Annotated in this window: 17 protein-coding genes; 16 read left to right on the top strand and 1 reads right to left on the bottom strand. The window is 50.0% G+C overall.

The window, feature by feature from the left end:
- Positions 1–106: 106 nt before the first annotated feature.
- The 5 genes from DW677_RS00565 to thiI all read left to right on the top strand — a co-directional run bounded on the left by DW677_RS00565 (position 107) and on the right by thiI (position 5639).
- Positions 107–808, top strand: coding sequence for a demethylmenaquinone methyltransferase (locus DW677_RS00565; RefSeq protein ID WP_021905324.1), 702 nt, complete (start codon positions 107–109; stop codon positions 806–808).
- A gap of 452 nt (positions 809–1260) precedes the next feature.
- On the top strand, positions 1261–2217 hold the full coding sequence (gene prmA, locus DW677_RS00560; protein WP_117566291.1) for a 50S ribosomal protein L11 methyltransferase: 957 nt from the start codon (positions 1261–1263) through the stop codon (positions 2215–2217).
- Complete coding sequence (locus DW677_RS00555) at positions 2217–2972, top strand: 16S rRNA (uracil(1498)-N(3))-methyltransferase (RefSeq protein ID WP_117503039.1); 756 nt, start codon at positions 2217–2219, stop codon at positions 2970–2972. The genes prmA and DW677_RS00555 overlap by 1 nt, the downstream gene beginning before the upstream one ends.
- A 190-nt stretch (positions 2973–3162) precedes the next feature.
- A complete protein-coding gene (locus DW677_RS00550; RefSeq protein WP_015555015.1) occupies positions 3163–4326 on the top strand; it encodes a cysteine desulfurase family protein in 1164 nt (387 codons plus the stop codon).
- Between the two features lie 131 nt (positions 4327–4457).
- Positions 4458–5639 (top strand): tRNA uracil 4-sulfurtransferase ThiI, encoded by a 1182-nt coding sequence (gene thiI / locus DW677_RS00545; protein WP_117484213.1) that lies wholly within the window; start codon positions 4458–4460, stop codon positions 5637–5639.
- Positions 5640–5867: 228 nt separating this feature from the next.
- Here thiI and DW677_RS00535 read toward each other — a convergent pair whose 3' ends face one another.
- Entirely contained in the window at positions 5868–6104 is a 237-nt protein-coding gene (locus DW677_RS00535) for a PTS HPr component phosphorylation site (protein ID WP_015555013.1), read from the bottom strand.
- Positions 6105–6305: 201 nt separating this feature from the next.
- On the opposite strand from DW677_RS00535, the gene mtaB reads away from it, so the two are divergent.
- From mtaB to DW677_RS00475, 11 genes are all read left to right on the top strand, one after another.
- Positions 6306–7631 (top strand): tRNA (N(6)-L-threonylcarbamoyladenosine(37)-C(2))-methylthiotransferase MtaB, encoded by a 1326-nt coding sequence (gene mtaB / locus DW677_RS00530; RefSeq protein WP_117484174.1) that lies wholly within the window; start codon positions 6306–6308, stop codon positions 7629–7631.
- Between the two features lie 200 nt (positions 7632–7831).
- Positions 7832–8095 carry an IreB family regulatory phosphoprotein gene (locus tag DW677_RS00525; protein ID WP_021905317.1) on the top strand — a complete coding sequence of 88 codons (264 nt, stop codon included), beginning with the start codon at positions 7832–7834 and terminating at the stop codon, positions 8093–8095.
- A 90-nt stretch (positions 8096–8185) separates the two neighbouring features.
- A complete protein-coding gene (gene ruvX / locus DW677_RS00520) occupies positions 8186–8620 on the top strand; it encodes a Holliday junction resolvase RuvX (protein WP_117470598.1) in 435 nt (144 codons plus the stop codon).
- 136 nt (positions 8621–8756) lie between these two features.
- A complete protein-coding gene (locus DW677_RS00515) occupies positions 8757–9026 on the top strand; it encodes a DUF1292 domain-containing protein (RefSeq protein WP_015555009.1) in 270 nt (89 codons plus the stop codon).
- A 213-nt stretch (positions 9027–9239) separates the two neighbouring features.
- Entirely contained in the window at positions 9240–9725 is a 486-nt protein-coding gene (locus tag DW677_RS00510) for a Fur family transcriptional regulator (protein ID WP_181968271.1), read from the top strand.
- Positions 9715–11382, top strand: coding sequence for a ribonuclease J (locus DW677_RS00505; protein WP_117566343.1), 1668 nt, complete (start codon positions 9715–9717; stop codon positions 11380–11382). The genes DW677_RS00510 and DW677_RS00505 overlap by 11 nt, the downstream gene beginning before the upstream one ends.
- A 170-nt stretch (positions 11383–11552) precedes the next feature.
- A complete protein-coding gene (locus tag DW677_RS00500; RefSeq protein WP_015555007.1) occupies positions 11553–11957 on the top strand; it encodes an endolytic transglycosylase MltG in 405 nt (134 codons plus the stop codon).
- Complete coding sequence (locus tag DW677_RS00495; protein ID WP_117470599.1) at positions 11954–12613, top strand: O-methyltransferase; 660 nt, start codon at positions 11954–11956, stop codon at positions 12611–12613. Before DW677_RS00500 ends, DW677_RS00495 begins: the two co-directional genes overlap by 4 nt.
- A gap of 70 nt (positions 12614–12683) precedes the next feature.
- Positions 12684–13913 (top strand): U32 family peptidase, encoded by a 1230-nt coding sequence (locus tag DW677_RS00490; RefSeq protein ID WP_117484172.1) that lies wholly within the window; start codon positions 12684–12686, stop codon positions 13911–13913.
- Between the two features lie 143 nt (positions 13914–14056).
- Positions 14057–14878, top strand: coding sequence for a YdcF family protein (locus DW677_RS00485; protein ID WP_242992082.1), 822 nt, complete (start codon positions 14057–14059; stop codon positions 14876–14878).
- A gap of 257 nt (positions 14879–15135) precedes the next feature.
- On the top strand, positions 15136–18067 hold a 2932-nt coding region (locus tag DW677_RS00475), incomplete at its 3' end, for an insulinase family protein (protein ID WP_181968278.1).

The following is an 18067-nucleotide window of genomic DNA, read 5'->3' as shown; positions in this document are numbered from 1 at the left end:
GTTTGTAATTGTTATAGACCTGCGATACAATATGATCAGAAAGAGATGAGAGAGCAAAAGAAGCGATCTCAACCACATAAAAATCCAAGGAAAAGGAGATTACAAAATGGCAGTAGGTAAGAGAATCTATTTAAAGAGACACATGCCGGACAAAGAGGTTATGATGCAGTTTAAGAACATTCCGGCATCCAACACATGTGATGTAATGGGAAGAAACGCGGCGATGAATCCGAGAATCCGCCTTGTAAGCCAGCCGAAAGAGCAGATGGCAGTCGGACCGGCACTCACCGTTAAGGCAAGAGGCGGTGACAACCTTGCTCTTCACGCAGCATTAAACATTGCTCAGGAAGGCGACTTTATCGTAGTGTCCAACGAGGAAGATGATACACGTTCCCTTATGGGCGAGATCATGATGGCTTATCTTCGTTATGACAGAAAGATCGCAGGTATTGTTCTTGATGGACCGATCCGTGACATCGATGAGATCGGAAAATGGGATTTCCCGGTATACTGCACAGGCACAACACCGGGTGGTCCGTACAAAGAGGGACCAGGTGAGGTTAACGTACCGGTATCCTGCGGCGGAATCAGCGTAAACCCGGGAGACATCATCCTGGCTGATCCGGATGGCGTTATCGTTATCCCGAGAAAAGACGCTCCGCAGATCTTAGAGGACGCAAAGAAGTTCCAGGCAGCAGATGAGAGCAAGCTCGCAGCTGCAAAGAACGGCACAGCAAAGAGAGAATGGGTTGAGAAGACTCTCGCGGCAAAAGAGTTCGAGATCATCGACGACGTTTACGAGCCGTAATCCAGATCATATACTGACAGTTCGCTATGCGCGGAGTTGGTCGAAAAGCCGCTGTGGGTTTATTTGCAGAGACGTTTGACTAAATCAGGCATGGAAATAGAACTGCTGTCTTCCCGGACGGTCAAATGCCCGGGGAGAATTCAGCAGCAATTCATTTCATAATGAAGACCTCTATACTTTATGTTTGTTATACCCCAAACCTTATTTTGCGAAAAGCAGACCAGGGACAGGAAGCTCAACCTGTCCCTGGTCTGTTTCAGCATTTTCCCACCTTGCAAACCCCGGAAAACTATGTTATGATATCATGTGATTTCGTCTGCGTCCATGTTGGATGCGGGCATATGTGCGGTGAGTCTGGAACCAAAGATCGGAATGATGGTCGAAGAACGTGAAAGAGCAGCGGGAAGTTCTGATCCTGGACAGGCAAAAGAACATAGAAGGAGAAATGATATATGAAATGGAAAAAATTTACGCTTGAGACGACCACGGATGCGGTGGATTATCTCGGAAGCATGTTTGATGATATCGGAATCGAGGGAATGGAGATCGAGGACAACGTACCGCTTACCGAAAGCGAGACGAAGGGAATGTTCATCGATATTCTCCCGGAGCTTCCGCCGGATGACGGTACCGCGAGAGTCAGCTTCTATTTAGATGAGGATGAGGATACGGAAGAAAAGTTAAAGGCAGTCCGTGAGGGACTCGAGGAGATTCGCCAGTTCGTGAATATCGGTACCGCGAAGATCACAGAGTCCGAGACGGACGATAAGGACTGGATCAACAACTGGGAACAGTACTTCAAACCGTTTACGGTTGATCATATCCTGATCAAGCCGACGTGGGAGGAGATCCCGGAAGAGCATAAGGACAAGCTTTTGATCCAGATCGATCCGGGAACTGCGTTTGGAACTGGAAAACATGAGACGACACAGCTCTGTATCCGCCAGCTCGAAAAGTATGTAAAGCCGGGCGTAAAGGTCCTTGACCTCGGAACAGGAAGTGGAATCCTCGGAATCGCTGCGTTAAAGCTTGGTGCGGAGTATGTATTTGGAACGGATCTCGATGAGAACGCCATCACCGCAGTCCATGAAAATCTTGCAGCCAACGATATCCCGGAGGAGAAGTTCGGTGTGATCCAGGGAAATATCATCGACGATAAGGCAACACAGGATGCGGCGGGATATGAGTGCTACGATATTGTTGTTGCAAATATTCTTGCCGACATTATCATCATGATCCAGAAACAGGTTCCGTTCCACTTAAAGAAAGGCGGAATCTTCATCAGCTCTGGCATTATTGATATGAAGGAACAGGCCGTCCGCGAAGCACTTGAGGCGAACGATGCCTTCGAGATCATCGAAGTGACAAGACAGGGCGAGTGGGTATCCTTCACAGCGAGGAAGAAATAGTGTACCATTTTTTTACGGAAACAGAATTTTTTACAGAGTCGGAGGCCGTGATCACCGGTCCCGATGTGAATCATATTAAGAACGTACTGCGGATGAAGCCGGGGGAGAAGCTCCTGCTCAGCGACGGTAAGGGCACAAACTGTCTCTGTGAGATCACAGAGCTTTTCCCGGATAAAGTCCTTGCGAAAATCCTGCCGGAGGAAGTGGACGATACGGAGCTTCCTGTAACAGTAACCTTGTATCAGGGACTTCCGAAAGCAGATAAAATGGAATTTATCATCCAGAAATGTGTAGAACTGGGTGTCACAAAGATTGTTCCGGTGGACACCGACCGCGCGGTGGTGAAGCTTGATGCGAAAAAAGAGGAAGCGAAGAGAAAACGCTGGTACGGGATCTCCGAGAGCGCGGCAAAACAGTCGAAGCGCATGATTGTTCCGGAAATTGGAAATGTGATGAAATTTAAGGCGGCCATTGAGGCGGCAGCGCTGGATGATCTGGCGATCATTCCCTACGAAGATTCTGAGAGTCTTCCGGGAGCGGGCGGAATGGCACTTACGAGAGAACTCATCGGGAGCTTAAAACCGGGACAGAGCCTGTCCATCTTTATCGGACCGGAAGGCGGATTTTCGGACGGGGAAGTGGAGCTTGCGATGCAGTCCGGGGTGAAGCCGGTGACGCTCGGAAAGAGAATCCTCAGGACGGAAACGGCCGGAATGTTTGTGATGGCGGCTGTGGGATTATTACTGGAATCATGAAGTAAAAATTTCAGTGCAGACCGAAGAAAAATTCAGGATGAGTTTTTAATTATAACTGTGAATAACTGAACGATTACAAAAAAGTTGAAAATAGCATTATGCTATAAAGGGTAAATTTTAAGAAGTAAAAAGACCGGTATATGAATATGGAGAATGTTTTGCCGGTCCAGACTGGGAGTAAATAAAACTCATGGAAAAGAGAGAAGTTTATTTTGATAACTCCGCGACGACCCGCGCCTTCGACGAGGTGCGCGACATCGTCGCGGAGACAATGACCGTGGACTACGGCAATACGTCCTCCAGACACATGAAAGGCGTGGAGGCGGAAAATTATATTAAGACTGCCCGTGAGGAGATCGCGAAGACTTTAAAAGTGAAGGATAAGGAGATCCTCTTCACTTCCGGCGGAACCGAGTCCAACAATCTGGCGCTGATCGGAACGGCGCTTGCAAATAAGCGCGCCGGAAACCACATCATCACCTCCTGCGTGGAACATGCATCGATCTACAATACGACAGCGTTCCTCGAGGAGTTTGGCTTCCGCGTGACCTACCTGCCGGTGGACCATAACGGACATGTATCCTTAGACGCGCTTCGTGAGGCAATCTGCGACGATACGATCCTTGTGTCCGTCATGTATGTAAACAATGAAATCGGAGCGGTAGAACCAATCGAGGAGATCGCGAAGATCATCAAGGAGAAAAAGCCGTCCGCCTACTTCCATGTGGACGCGATCCAGGCTTACGGAAAATATGTGATCCGTCCGAAAAAACAGGGCATCGACCTCTTATCAGCCAGCGGACATAAGATCCACGGCCCGAAGGGAACCGGCTTCCTGTATATTGATGAGAAGGTAAAGATCAAACCGATCATCTACGGCGGCGGACAGCAGAAAGGCATGCGCTCCGGCACCGAGAATGTTCCGGGATGCGCAGGTCTCGGACTTGCAGCAAAGATGGTTTATACAGATCATGATGCAAAGATCGATAAGCTCTATGCGATCAAGGACCGCATGGTAAAAGGTCTTCAGGCGATGGACGGCGTTACAGTCCATGGTCTTACCGGCCGGGACAGCGCTCCGCAGATCGTTGCGGCAGGATTTGAGGGCGTGAGGGCAGAGGTACTGCTCCATGCGCTGGAAGATAAGGGAATCTATGTTTCTTCCGGCTCCGCATGCTCCTCCAATCATCCGGGTGTGTCAGGAACCTTAAAAGGGATCGGCGTGAAGGATTCCCTGCTGGATTCCACGCTTCGCTTCTCCTTCGGTGCATTTAATACTGAGGAGGAAGTGGATTACTGTCTGGAAGTACTGAATGAACTTGTGCCGATGCTCAGAAGATATCGGAGAGCATAAAGATCATATACAACACTTGGCGGGAAAACGAAGAATTCCCGGTCAGTCACTAAGAAAAATATCCTGAAACAGCGGCGGACGGCGGGAAAATGCCGATCGCAAAAAGTTCAGGATCCTATGGAGGATATTCCGTGAAATACAGATCATTTTTAATCAAATACGCAGAGATCGGCGTAAAGGGAAAAAACCGTTACCTCTTTGAGGATGCCCTTGTAAAACAGATCCATCACCGTTTAAAGAATCTGGAAGGCAATTTCTCCGTCACAAAAGAGGCGGGAAGAATCTACGCGGAGGCAGCAGAAGACTTCGATTACGATGAGGTGATCGATGCTCTTCAGCATGTATTCGGTATCGTCGGGATCTGCCCGATGGTTCAGATCGAAGACAACGGTTATGAGGACCTGAAGGCACAGGTCGTAAAATATATTGACGATGCCTATGAGAATAAGAACTTTACCTTTAAGGTCGTTGCGAGACGCGCCAACAAGCAGTATCCGGTAGTTTCCGACCAGATCAACCGTGACCTCGGCGAGGTGATCTTAAACGCATTCCCGGAGACAAAGGTCAATGTCCACACACCGGATGTGCTGCTCCGTGTGGAAGTACGCCACAAGATCAATATCTTCTCCGAGACGATCCCGGGACCGGGCGGAATGCCGATCGGAACAGCGGGACGTGCCATGTTGTTATTATCCGGCGGAATCGACAGCCCGGTTGCAGGCTGGATGATCGCAAAGCGCGGCGTGACCATCGATGCGACCTATTTCCATGCGCCGCCGTATACGAGCGAGCGCGCAAAACAGAAGGTCGTTGATCTCGCGAAGCTTGTTGCGAAATACACGGGACCGATCCGCTTGAATATCATCAACTTTACCGATATCCAGCTCTACATCTACGATCAGTGCCCGCATGACGAGCTTACGATCATCATGCGCCGCTATATGATGAAGATCGCAGAGACGATCGCGAAGGAGAATGATTGTCTGGCACTTGTCACCGGCGAGAGCATCGGTCAGGTCGCATCTCAGACGATGCAGTCCTTAGCTGTCACAAACGAAGTATGCGAGCTCCCGGTTATGAGACCGCTCATTGCCTTCGACAAGCAGGATATCGTGGATATCTCTTTAAAAATCGGTACTTATGAGACATCGGTTCTTCCGTACGAGGACTGCTGCACGATCTTCGTCGCAAAGCATCCGGTCACAAAGCCGAGCTTAAAGAAGATCAAAAATTCCGAGAAAAAGCTGGATGAGAAGATCGACGAGCTGATGAAGACAGCACTGGAGACGAGAGAAGTGATCCGCTGCATCTAAAATGCGGTTTGGGATTCCCAGTTGGACTGAAATGTGCCGCAGCATGGAAAATGATGTTATGCGGTGCGGAAAAAACTGGCGGAAAAGGAAACTATGAGAAGCACGCTTTGCGAGCTTCTCAAGTTATCGCGGCAGTCGCCAAGGTCTCATGCAAGCATGGACTTTGGCTCGTTGCACGCGTAAAAAACTGCCGGAATTTAGTTTCCGGCAGTTTTTAAAAACACTTTCTTATGCTTCAATGATATACGGAGCAAGTACAGTAAGGATCTCTTCTGTATTTCCGCCATCGTGGATATTTAAATCGATCGGCTTGGAAAGGTCCAGACTGAAGATACCCATGATGGATTTTGCGTCGATGACGTATCTGCCGGAAACAAGGTCGAAATCGGTATCAAACTTGGTAAGGTCATTTACAAAAGATTTCACTTTATCGATGGAGTTTAAAGAAATTTTAACGGTTTTCATGTCAGTGTTCCTCCCAATATTCGAATATTTTTTGATTCTGGTAATAAAAAAACCTATCTTCATACTAAATGGACATGCATGAAAAGTCAAGAGGTATCTTGAATAAAAAACAAGCTTTGCACATGATATGATTCTGAAATTTTGAGGACGGAAACATGGCATGGCAGAGAAATCACCCCAGTAATTACAAGGAGATTGAATATGAGAAAAGCAGCGCTGCATAATCTTGGCTGCAAAGTAAATGCATACGAAACGGAGGCCATGGAACAGCTTCTGGAGGCTGCAGGCTATGAGATCGTGAGCTTTGAGGAGAAAGCGGATGTCTATGTCATCAACACCTGTTCCGTGACAAATGTTGCAGATAAAAAATCCCGCCAGATGCTGCACCGCGCGAAGGCGAAGAATCCGGACGCGGTGGTAGTTGCGGCAGGATGCTATGTCCAGGCGGCGGCGGACAAACTGAGAGAGGATGCCGCTGTTGATCTGATCATCGGAAACAACCGCAAGGCGGACCTTGTCCCGCTTCTGGAGGCATGGTTTGCCGGAAAAGAGATCCGGGAGTCCATCACGGACCTTGCGGGATCCAACGAGTACGAGAAACTTCACATCAACAAACAGGCGGAGCACACCCGCGCCTTCATCAAGGTTCAGGACGGCTGCAACCAGTTCTGCAGCTACTGCATCATTCCGTATACGAGAGGCCGCGTCAGAAGCCGCCGGCCGGAGGATGTGGAGGAGGAAGTAAAGATCCTGGCAGAGGAAGGTTACAAGGAGATCGTTCTCACCGGAATCCACCTGACCTCCTACGGCATCGATTTCAAGGATGAGGGAATCGACTTTCTGACACTGATTAAGAGACTTCATGAGATCGACGGAATCGAGCGGATCCGTTTTGGTTCCTTAGAGCCCCGTGTCATCACAGAAGAGTTCGCGTCGGAGCTTTCCAGGCTTCCGAAGATCTGTCCGCATTTCCACCTGTCCCTGCAGAGCGGATGCGACGATACCCTGAAGCGCATGAACCGCCATTACACCTGCGAGGAATATGCGGACCGCTGTGAGATCTTAAGAAAACACTTCAGGAATCCGGCGATCACGACGGATGTTATCGTCGGATTTCCGGCAGAGACGGATGCGGACTTTGAGACAACAAGGAGATTCCTCGAAAAAGTTTACTTCTACGAGATGCATGTGTTCCCGTATTCCAGACGTGCCGGAACCCGCGCGGACCGGATGCCTGACCAGGTGCCGGAGCCGGTGAAGAAAGAGCGCAGCGCCGTTCTCTTAAAACTCGAGAAGAAGATGTCCGGGAAGTACAGAAGTTCCTTCACGGGAACAGAACAGGAGATCCTTCTGGAGGAACCGGTGACCATCAATGACGAGATCTACATGACCGGGTATACAAAGGAATATGTAAAGGCAGCGATCCGTCTCGACGGACGTGATCCGAAAGCGCTGAAAAATACGTTCGTTTCGGGCATTCTTGGAGATTTTCTGACAGAGGAGATTCTGCTTCTGAACGAAAAATAAGTATTTTTGGCACCCAAAATGCCGTGAAACAGTGTTGAAAGTCCCGATTTTTCTGGCTGAAAATGAAAAACAGCGTTAAATTGGGCGAGTAAGTTTTATATTGCACAAAATATGAAAGTAGAGTAGAATAAGGATAGCAACAAAAGGGATGGCTTTGCGCGAAAAGCGCGGGACAGCCGTCGAAGGACGTGAGGATATTTATGGGCGATATCAGTAATACACAATATTTTAAAGCGGTACAGGAAGATAAAAAACTGGAGGTCGGTGAGGTCCTCCGTGAGGTTTACGAGGCGCTCACGGAAAAGGGATACAACCCGATCAACCAGATCGTCGGCTATATCATGTCTGGTGATCCGACCTATATTACAAGCTACAAGAGCGCAAGAAGCCTGATCATGAAGGTGGAACGTGATGAGATCCTGGAAGAACTGATGGAGAATTATATCGATACGAGACTCCGCTAGTTTCTGGGAAAGATAAGAAAGAATATGCAGACAGCCGGGAATCACCGGCTGGTTTTGCTATGAGGAAAAACAGATAGGATAATATACGTTATGAGAATACTCGGACTGGATTTCGGTTCAAAGACCGTAGGAGTCGCAGTCAGCGACGGACTTCTTCTGACGGCACAGGGTGTCGAGACCATCGAGCGCAAGGACGAGAATAAACTGCGCAAGACATGTGCCCGGATCGAGGAGCTGATCGCGGAGTACGAGATCACGGAGATCGTGCTGGGACTTCCGAAAAATATGAACAATACAGAAGGAGAGCGCGTCGAAAAGACGAAAGCTTTCGGAGAAATGCTGGAGCGCCGTACCGGACTTCCGGTGCATTACTGGGATGAACGTCTCACGACCGTTGCTGCGGAACAGATCCTGATAGAGAGCGGAGTGCGCCGCGAGAACAGAAAAGCGGTGATCGATAAAGTCGCTGCGGGGCTGATCTTACAGGGTTATCTGGACTGCCTGAAAACGAAGGAAAAAGAATAATACGAAACGATACCTGAGAACTTTTCGTTACTGTACATGTAACCGCTGCCGTGCATCCGGAAGAAGCTGCCGGTGGAAGGTTCTGTAAGTGAAGGTCTTGAAAAGTTACACATTTTTCAGAGACAGGAGAATATGTATGGAAGAGAGAAAAATCACATTGGTCGACGATGACCAGACACTGGAATTCTATGTTGTGGAGGAGACAAAATTAAACGGGGCAAACTATCTTCTTGTCACAGACGCGGAAGATGACGACGAGGAAGGCGACTGCTATATCTTAAAGGATATGTCCGGCGCAGACGAGTCTGATGCCCTCTATGAGTTCGTGGAAGATGAGGACGAGCTGGAAGGTCTCATGAAGATCTTCGCGGAGCTTCTTGACGACGTGGATCTCGAGAAACAGTAGAGCACGTACAAAAAGCAGAAAACAAACATTTAATACACAGATACAGACAAATAATCGTATTGACAGTCAGGAAACTTGCCCGTCTGGATGACGGGAAAAAGGCGGGCCTGGTGCTTGGAAAAGAAGCTGATCGAATGCAGGACCGGTTGCTGTCTGCGCAGAACGCTGGCAGCAGGAAGGTTTTCGGAGGACAGATGTTGGGGGACAATGAAAATGAACGACGAAACGGTAAAAGGACTGCTGCGCAAGGCAGGACTCAAAGTAACAAATCAGCGTATGATGGTACTTGATATTATTGCGTCCCATCCAGCGGAACATCTGACTGCGGAAGAAATTTATGATTTAGCGAAAGTAAACAGCCCGGAGATCGGACTGGCTACGATATACAGGACCGTACAGGTCCTTTTAGACCTGCATGTAATCGACAAAGTCACATTTGATGACGGTTTTACCCGGTATGAGCTGAACGGTGAAGAAAGCGCGTCGGGACACCGCCACCACCATGCCATCTGTACCGGCTGCGGAAAGGTGTATTCCCTGGAATCAGACCTTTTGGACAGTCTGGAAGAGGAGGTTATGGAGAAACTGGGCTTTCTCGTGACAAACCACGAGGTAAAGCTCTATGGACTTTGCAGTGAATGCAGGACGAAGAATGAAAATAAGAAAGAGGTTATGAATCGTGAAGAACGTGAAGAATGATACAGCAGACTGCAAAGTCAAAATTATCCCTCTCGGGGGACTGGAACAGATCGGAATGAACATGACAGCCATCGAGTACGGCGACAGCATCATCGTTATGGACTGCGGACTTGCATTCCCCAGTGATGACATGCTTGGAATCGATCTTGTCATTCCGGATGTGACCTATCTAAAAGATAATTATGAGAAAGTAAAAGGATTCGTTATTACCCACGGTCATGAGGACCATATCGGAGCGCTTCCGTACGTGTTAAAAATGGTGAACGCGCCGGTCTATGCGACAAAGCTGACCATGGGCTTAATTGACCATAAACTCGAAGAGAACAACATGTTGCGCAGCGTAAAGCGCAAGGTCGTAAAGCACGGACAGTCCATCAATCTCGGCTGTTTCCGCGTAGAATTTATCAAGATGAACCACTCCATTGAGGACGCGGCTGCCCTTGCGGTATTCACACCTGCGGGAATCATCTTAAATACCGGTGATTTCAAGATCGACTACACTCCGGTATTCGGCGATGTGACAGACCTCCAGAGATTGGCAGAGCTCGGAAAGAAAGGTGTTCTTGCCCTTCTCTGCGACTCCACAAACGCGATTCGTCCTGGATTTACCATGTCCGAGAGAACCGTCGGAAAGACCTTTGATGCGATCTTTGCGGAGCATCAGCAGAACCGTATCATTGTTGCGACATTCGCTTCCAACGTGGACCGTGTCCAGCAGGTCATCAACTCCGCATGCAAGTACGGCAGAAAAGTCGTTGTGGAAGGCCGCAGCATGGTCAACGTCATCGGAACTGCCCAGGAGCTCGGATATATCAATATCCCGGATGGAACGCTCGTGGATATTGAACAGTTAAAGAATTATAAGGAGGAGGATACCGTCCTCATTACAACAGGAAGCCAGGGTGAGTCCATGGCAGCCCTTTCCAGAATGGCATCCTCCATGCACAGAAAGGTCTCCATCACTCCGCGCGATGTGGTCGTTTTAAGCTCCACACCGATTCCGGGAAATGAGAAGGCTGTTTCCAGAGTGATCAACGAGCTCTCTATGAAGGGCGCGAAGGTCATCTCTCAGGATACCCATGTATCCGGACACGCCTGCCAGGAGGAGATCAAGCTGATCTACGCGTTAGTACGCCCGAAATTTGCGATCCCGATCCACGGCGAATACCGCCACAGAATGGCACAGAAGGAGCTTGCGATCTCTCTTGGAATCCCGAAGGAGAATGTTGTGATGCTCCACACAGGAGACGTGCTTGAGATCGGTGAGAGCGGAGCGGACGTCATCGATCATGTACAGTCCGGCGGTGTTCTCGTTGACGGACTCGGCGTCGGAGATGTCGGAAACATTGTACTCCGCGATCGTCAGAATCTTGCCCAGAACGGCATCATCATCGTTGTCCTGACGCTGGAGAAGCATTCCAATATGCTGCTCTCCGGACCGGATATCGTATCCCGAGGATTTGTCTATGTGCGTGAATCCGAGGATCTGATGGAAGAGGCTCAGGCAATCGTGGATCAGGCTGTGGCAGACTGCTTAGAGCGTCACGTGTCTGATTGGGGCAAGATCAAGAACATCATCCGTGACAGCTTAAGCGACTTCTTATGGAAACGAATCAAGAGAAACCCGATGATCCTTCCGATCATCATGGAAGTTTAAATGAACCCAGTTAGCCGTGCACCGAGCTGGGCTGAAAATTGTGTTGCAAGCTTGCTTGCATAAGCAATTTTTGGCACAGCTCAGTATAGGGGGGAACGCCCCCGACTTCTTGTTTTCATGCACATGAAAACAAGAAGATACACGGCGGAGCTACCTGCAAGGGAAATGATATGAGCAAGATAACGAGAGAAATCAACAAAATCAGCCTGTTTGTCATCAGCACATCCGGAAGGATCATCCTGTACGGTCTCGCTGCGGTACTCATTGTTACGGGGGCGAGAAGCGCCTACTCCTTCGGACATGGGATCTTCTACGCGCCGGCAATGGAAGCAGAGCCTGGAACAGAAAAGAGTATCAAACTGGACGGGGATGAGTCGGTGGAAGAGGTCGGAAAGATCTTAAAGAAAGCCGGTCTGATCCGCGATGCCCGCACATTTACGATCCAGGCAAAATGCTATGGATATGAAGTGAACGCGGGAACCTACGAGTTAAACACCTCGAAGGATTCCAAGGAGCTGATCAATATTTTAAAGGAAAATCCGGACGATACCGCGAAGGAAGACACAAAATCATGATCACGGAGAACAGACTTACGACTTATATAAATTCCCTGGCCCAGGGAGACGGACCGCTTATTGAGACGATCGCTGAGAATGCTGTGAAGAACAGGGTTCCGATCATCCGCAGGGAGACAGCATCGCTCTTAAAGACGATGGTGACGCTGGTGGCTCCGAACAGGATCCTTGAAGTTGGAACTGCGGTCGGATACTCGGCACTTTTGATGGCATCGGTGATGCCAAAAGAGTGCCGGATCACGACCATTGAAAAATATGAAAAGAGGATCCCGGAGGCGAAGGAAAACTTCCGCCTTGCTGGGATGGAAGAAAAAATCACGCTGCTGGAGGGCGATGCCGGGGAAATCCTTGCGGGTCTTTCCGGCTCCTTTGATTTTATCTTCATGGACGCGGCAAAGGGCCAGTACATCAACTGGCTGCCGGATATCCTGCGCCTTCTGCGGGATGGCGGACTTTTAATGTCTGACAATGTCCTCCAGGACGGAACGATCATGGAATCGCGTTACGCGGTGGAGCGCCGTGACCGGACGATCCACGAGCGGATGCGGGAGTATTTATATACGTTAAAACATATGGATGAATTCGAGACTTCGATCCTGCCGGTGGGCGACGGGGTCGCGCTCAGTGTGAAAAAAGGAAGCGGTCCGGCAAAATAGAGGCGGACTTGTTTCATGCGGTCAGCGCAGCGGGTGTGCAGACCGGTTGAACATTTGGAAAGGATGAATTATGAGAAAAACAGAACTTCTGATTCCGGCAGGAAGCCTTGATGTCTTAAAGACAGCCGTTATCTACGGCGCTGATGCTGTATATCTCGGCGGTGAGGCATTCGGCCTCCGCGCCAAGGCGAAAAACTTTACGAACGAAGAGATCATGGAGGGCATCAAATTTGCCCATGACCACGGCGTAAAGGTGTATATCACAGCGAATATTCTCGCGCACAACGACGACCTTGCAGGTGTTGAGGAGTATTTTGAGGAGTTAAAGACGATCCGTCCGGACGCTCTCATTATCTCAGACCCGGGTGTTTTCACCATCGCAAAGCGGGTACTCCCGGACATAGAGATCCATATCAGCACCCAGGCGAACAATACAAACTATGGAACATATCTCTTCTGGCATGAGCTCGGCGCAAAGCGTGTGGTTTCCGCCAGAGAGTTATCTTTAAAGGAGATCAAGGAGATCCGGGAGCATATCCCGGAGGACATGGAGATCGAGAGCTTCATCCACGGCGCGATGTGCATTTCCTACTCCGGAAGATGCCTGCTCAGCAACTTCTTTACGGGCCGCGACGCGAACCAGGGTGCCTGTACCCATCCGTGCCGCTGGAAATACTCCGTTGTGGAGGAGACGAGACCGGGCGAGTATATGCCGGTATACGAGAATGAGCGAGGAACCTATATTTTCAACTCCAAGGATCTCTGCATGATCGAGCATGTGCCGGAGATGATCGACGCCGGAATCGACAGTTTTAAGATCGAAGGCCGCATGAAGACGGCGCTCTATGTGGCAACAGTTGCCAGGACCTACCGCAAAGCCATCGATGACTATCTGGAGAATCCGGAGAAATATAAAGCGAACATGGAGTGGTACAAGGAAGAGATCGGAAAGTGCACTTACCGTGAGTTTACCACAGGTTTTTACTTTGGAAAACCGACGTCCGAGACCCAGATCTACGACAGCAACACGTATGTAAAGAACTATATCTATCTCGGAACTGCGGAAGAGCGCGATGCGAGAGGATTCGCGAAGATCGAGCAGAAGAATAAGTTCTCCGTCGGTGAGACCATCGAGATCATGAAACCGGACGGAAGAAATATTTCCGCCCTCGTCCGCGGCATCTACACCGAGGAAGGCGAGAGCCAGGAGAGCGCACCGCATCCGAAACAGGTCCTCTACATCGACCTGGACGGGGAAGTGGAGCAGTACGATATTCTGCGAAAGAAAGAGGCAGAGTAAGAGATTACCGGGTGGCGATTCCCTGAGTAGAAATGTTCACAGCACACAGAGCTGGCTGGGATCCTGCGGGGCTGGAGGGAAACATTTTCAGAGTTGACAGAATTGCAGATAATAATGTGAAAGACTGGAAAGGAGGCATAATTGTGGCAGTAGTTTTTTGCATCATTGGAATATTATGCCTCATTTATTACGGCGTGATCGTGATCTACTCCGGCGCGGGAACTTCGTTCTCGGCGATCTGGATCATACTGGCGCTGGGATTTTTTGCCGCGGCCGCGGTGATGAAGTTTTACCCGAGATTCCGCGACAAGATTCCGGTGCAGCTGGAAGTGGCGGTGATCACGTTTTTTTCAGCCATCGCCTTTATTTTTGTCGTGGTGGAACTCATGATGGGTTTCAGCGCTATCTCCTTCCAGAAGGAGAGTGTGAACTACGTGATCGTCCTCGGCGCCCAGGTGCGCGGAAACAAGATCAGCCGCACCCTGGAGCGGCGCCTGGATAAGGCGGTGGAGTACGCGGCCTATCATCCGAACACGGTGTTCGTTCTTTCCGGCGGACAGGGCGATGATGAGGATGTGACAGAGGCATCCGCTATGTACCGATATATGAAGAGCCGTGGGGTGTCGGATTACCAGCTCCTCTTAGAGGAATCGTCCCGCAGCACTTACGAAAATATGGTATACAGTAAGATTCTGATTACGGAAAGAGAACGTCTCCGCCGGGCAACGCTGCGCGCGGCCATGGCGGAATACGGTTACCTTCTTCCGCCGGATGAGGAAATCACGATCCGCGTGGGCATCCTCACCAGCAATTTCCACGAACTCCGGGCAAAAGGAATCGCAAGACACGTCGGAATCCCGAATGTCAGCGGAATTTCCGCGAAGTCGGATCCGGTGCTTTTTGCACATTTTTGTGTCAGAGAGTGTTTTGCGATATTAAAAGATAAATTTGTGGGAAATATGTAAATAAGGGCATCAAGGTCAGGAATCCGACGCAAGCTTGCCTGCAGGAGAGGGCATGACCTTGAGACCCGCCAAAAACATGAGTAAGCAGCCATTTTTTCGCAGAAAAAATGAGCGGATTACGAATGTTTTTGAGGGTGCTATGTGCCGGTGGCACATGATCAGCACCGACCGGAGCGGAGCGCAGACGTGGAAGCACGAAGTGCGGAGCGATCCGGTTACAACTATAGCCTAAAGCACAACAGAAAGGACATTCAGATATGGAGAGCCAGATTGAATCAGTCAAAGCCCTTGACGCGTACCGGCTTCGGCAGGTAAAACATATCCCGGAACTGAATTCCGACGGTATGATCTTAGAGCATAAAAAAACAGGCGCAAATATATTCCTCATGAGCAACGAGGACAATAATAAAGTATTCTGTATCGGTTTCCGGACGCCGCCGTCAGACAGCACCGGCGTTCCGCATATCATCGAGCATACCGTGCTCTGCGGATCTGATAAATTCCCGGTGAAGGATCCATTTGTGGAGCTCGTCAAGGGATCCTTAAACACCTTCTTAAACGCCATGACTTACCCGGATAAGACCGTTTATCCGATCGCAAGCTGCAACGACACTGATTTCCAGAACCTCATGGACGTTTACATGGACGCGGTCTTCCACCCGAATATCGGAAAAGAGAAGAAAATCTTCATGCAGGAAGGCTGGCACTACGAGCTGGAAGAGCCGGAAGGCGAGCTCACCTACAATGGCGTTGTATACAACGAGATGAAGGGCGTGTTCTCCTCCCCAGAGAGTGTCCTGGACAGCTATATCCATACGGCAATGTTCCCGGATACCTGCTACGGCGTGGAGTCCGGCGGAGATCCGGAAGACATTGTAAAGCTGAACTACGAGGATTACCTCGCGTTCTATCATAAATATTATCATCCGTCCAACAGCTATATCTACCTCTACGGCGATATGGACATGACGGAGAAATTAAGATGGCTGGATGAGGAGTACCTCGGAAAGTACGACAGAAAAGAGATCGATTCTGAGATCCAGATCCAGAAGAAATTCAAGGAACCCATCGAGAGGGAGATCTTCTACTCCGTATCCGAGTCCGAGAGCCTTGACCACGCGACCTACCTTTCCATCAATACCCAGGCGGGAAATGAACTCTCCCCGAAGGAGTACGTGGCATTCCAGATCCTGGAGTATGTGCTCTTAGATGCCCCAGGCGCGCCGCTTAAGAAAGCGCTTCTGGATGCCGGGATTGGCGATGACATCATGGGCGGCTACGAGTATGGGATCTTACAGCCGTATTTCTCCGTGATCGCGAAGAACGCGGAGAGAGAGCAGAAGGACGAGTTCGTAAAGATCGTAAAGGCGGAGTTAAAGAAGCTCGCGGACGGCGGCATCGACAAAAAGTGCCTGAAAGCCGGAATCAACAACTATGAATTCCAGTACCGCGAGGCGGATTATGGCTCCACGCCGAAGGGACTCATGTACGGTCTCCAGTGCCTGGACAGCTGGCTCTACGGCGGCGATCCGATGATGCACTTAGAGTATGAGGACACCTTCGCGGCGTTGAAGAAAGGCGCGGACAGCGGATATTTTGAGGGACTGATCAGGACATACCTTCTTGACAACCCGTACGAGGCTGTTGTGATCGCGAGCCCGAAGAAGAACCTCGCCGCACGGATCGAGGAGCAGACGGCGAAAAAGTTAAAAGAATATAAGGACAGTCTCTCTAAAGAGGAGATCGAGACTCTGGTACGCCAGACGAAGGAATTAAAGGAATACCAGGATACCCCGTCACCGAAGGAGGATCTCGAGAAGATCCCGATGCTCACGAGAGAGGAGATCGGAAGGGAACCGGCGAAGCTGATCTTCGAGGAGACGAAGCTGGACGGCATCACAGTGGTCCGCCACAACATGTTCACGTCAGGGATCGGTTATCTGAAGGTCCTCTTCAACACGGACCGGATTCCGATGGAGGACCTGCCGTATCTCGGACTCTTAAAATCTGTCCTTGGATATGTGGATACGAAAAATTACAGCTACAGCGATTTAAGCAGCGAGATCTTTTTAAACAGCGGTGGAATTTCCTTCTCCGTGACATCTTACCCGGATCTCACAAAGGCAGGAAGCTTCACAGGTGTCTTTGTCTGCAGCGCGAGAGTGCTCTACGAGAAGCTTGACTTCGGCTTCGAGATCCTGGAGGAGATCCTTAACCGCTCTGTTCTCGATGATGAGAAGCGGTTAAACGAGATCCTAAGCGAGGGAAAATCAAAGTCCCAGATGAAACTCATGGGATCTGGCCACACGGCGGCAGTCGCGAGAGCCACATCCTACTTCTCTGACACCTCCTACTATAACGATATGACAGGCGGGATTGGATACTTTAAGTTCCTGGAGGACTGTGCGAAGAACTTTGACGAGAAGAAGAGCGAGATCATCGCAGGTCTGAAGCGTGTGATGGAAGCTCTTTTTACAAGGGAGAACATGACCGTCAGCTACACGGCGGACGACGAGGGATTCTCTTACCTCGGGAATGCTATGAAGAAGCTCTCTGAGAAGCATCCGGCGGGCAGCGGAAAAATCTATCCGTTTACGGCACCGAAGGAGAATTTAAACGAGGGATTCACTTCCTCCTCAAAGGTCAACTATGTGGCACACTGTGGAACCTTCGCGGGAAGCGGATATTCCTACACAGGCGCGCTTCGGATCCTGAAGGTGATGCTGAGCTACGATTACCTCTGGATCAACATCCGCGTGAAGGGCGGCGCTTACGGCTGTATGAGCGGCATTGGACGTTCCGGCGAGGGATATTTTGTCTCTTATCGCGATCCGGAAGTGAAGAAGAGCGATGATATCTATCTCGGCATTCCGGCTTATCTGGAGAACTTCGAGGCGGATGAGCGCACCATGACAAAATATGTCATCGGAACCATCAGCGATATCGACACACCGCTGACTCCGTCCTTACAGGGAAGCCGCGGACTCTCCGCATGGTATTCCGGAGTGACGGACGAGATGCTGAAGAAGGAGCGCGAGGAGATCTTAAACGCGACTGTGGAAGACATCCGCGCCCTTGCACCGATCACGAAGGCGATCCTTGAGACTGGCGCGGTATGCGTGGTCGGAAATGAGGATAAGATCAAGGCAGACAGCGAGATATTTAAGGAGATCAAGCCGCTGTTTGCAT

The organism is Clostridium sp. AM25-23AC, from assembly GCF_003435125.1.
Lineage (GTDB): Bacteria > Bacillota > Clostridia > Lachnospirales > Lachnospiraceae > Pilosibacter > Pilosibacter fragilis.
Note: the sequence above shows the minus strand (reverse complement) of the source record. Positions and strands in the feature narration are given on the sequence as shown.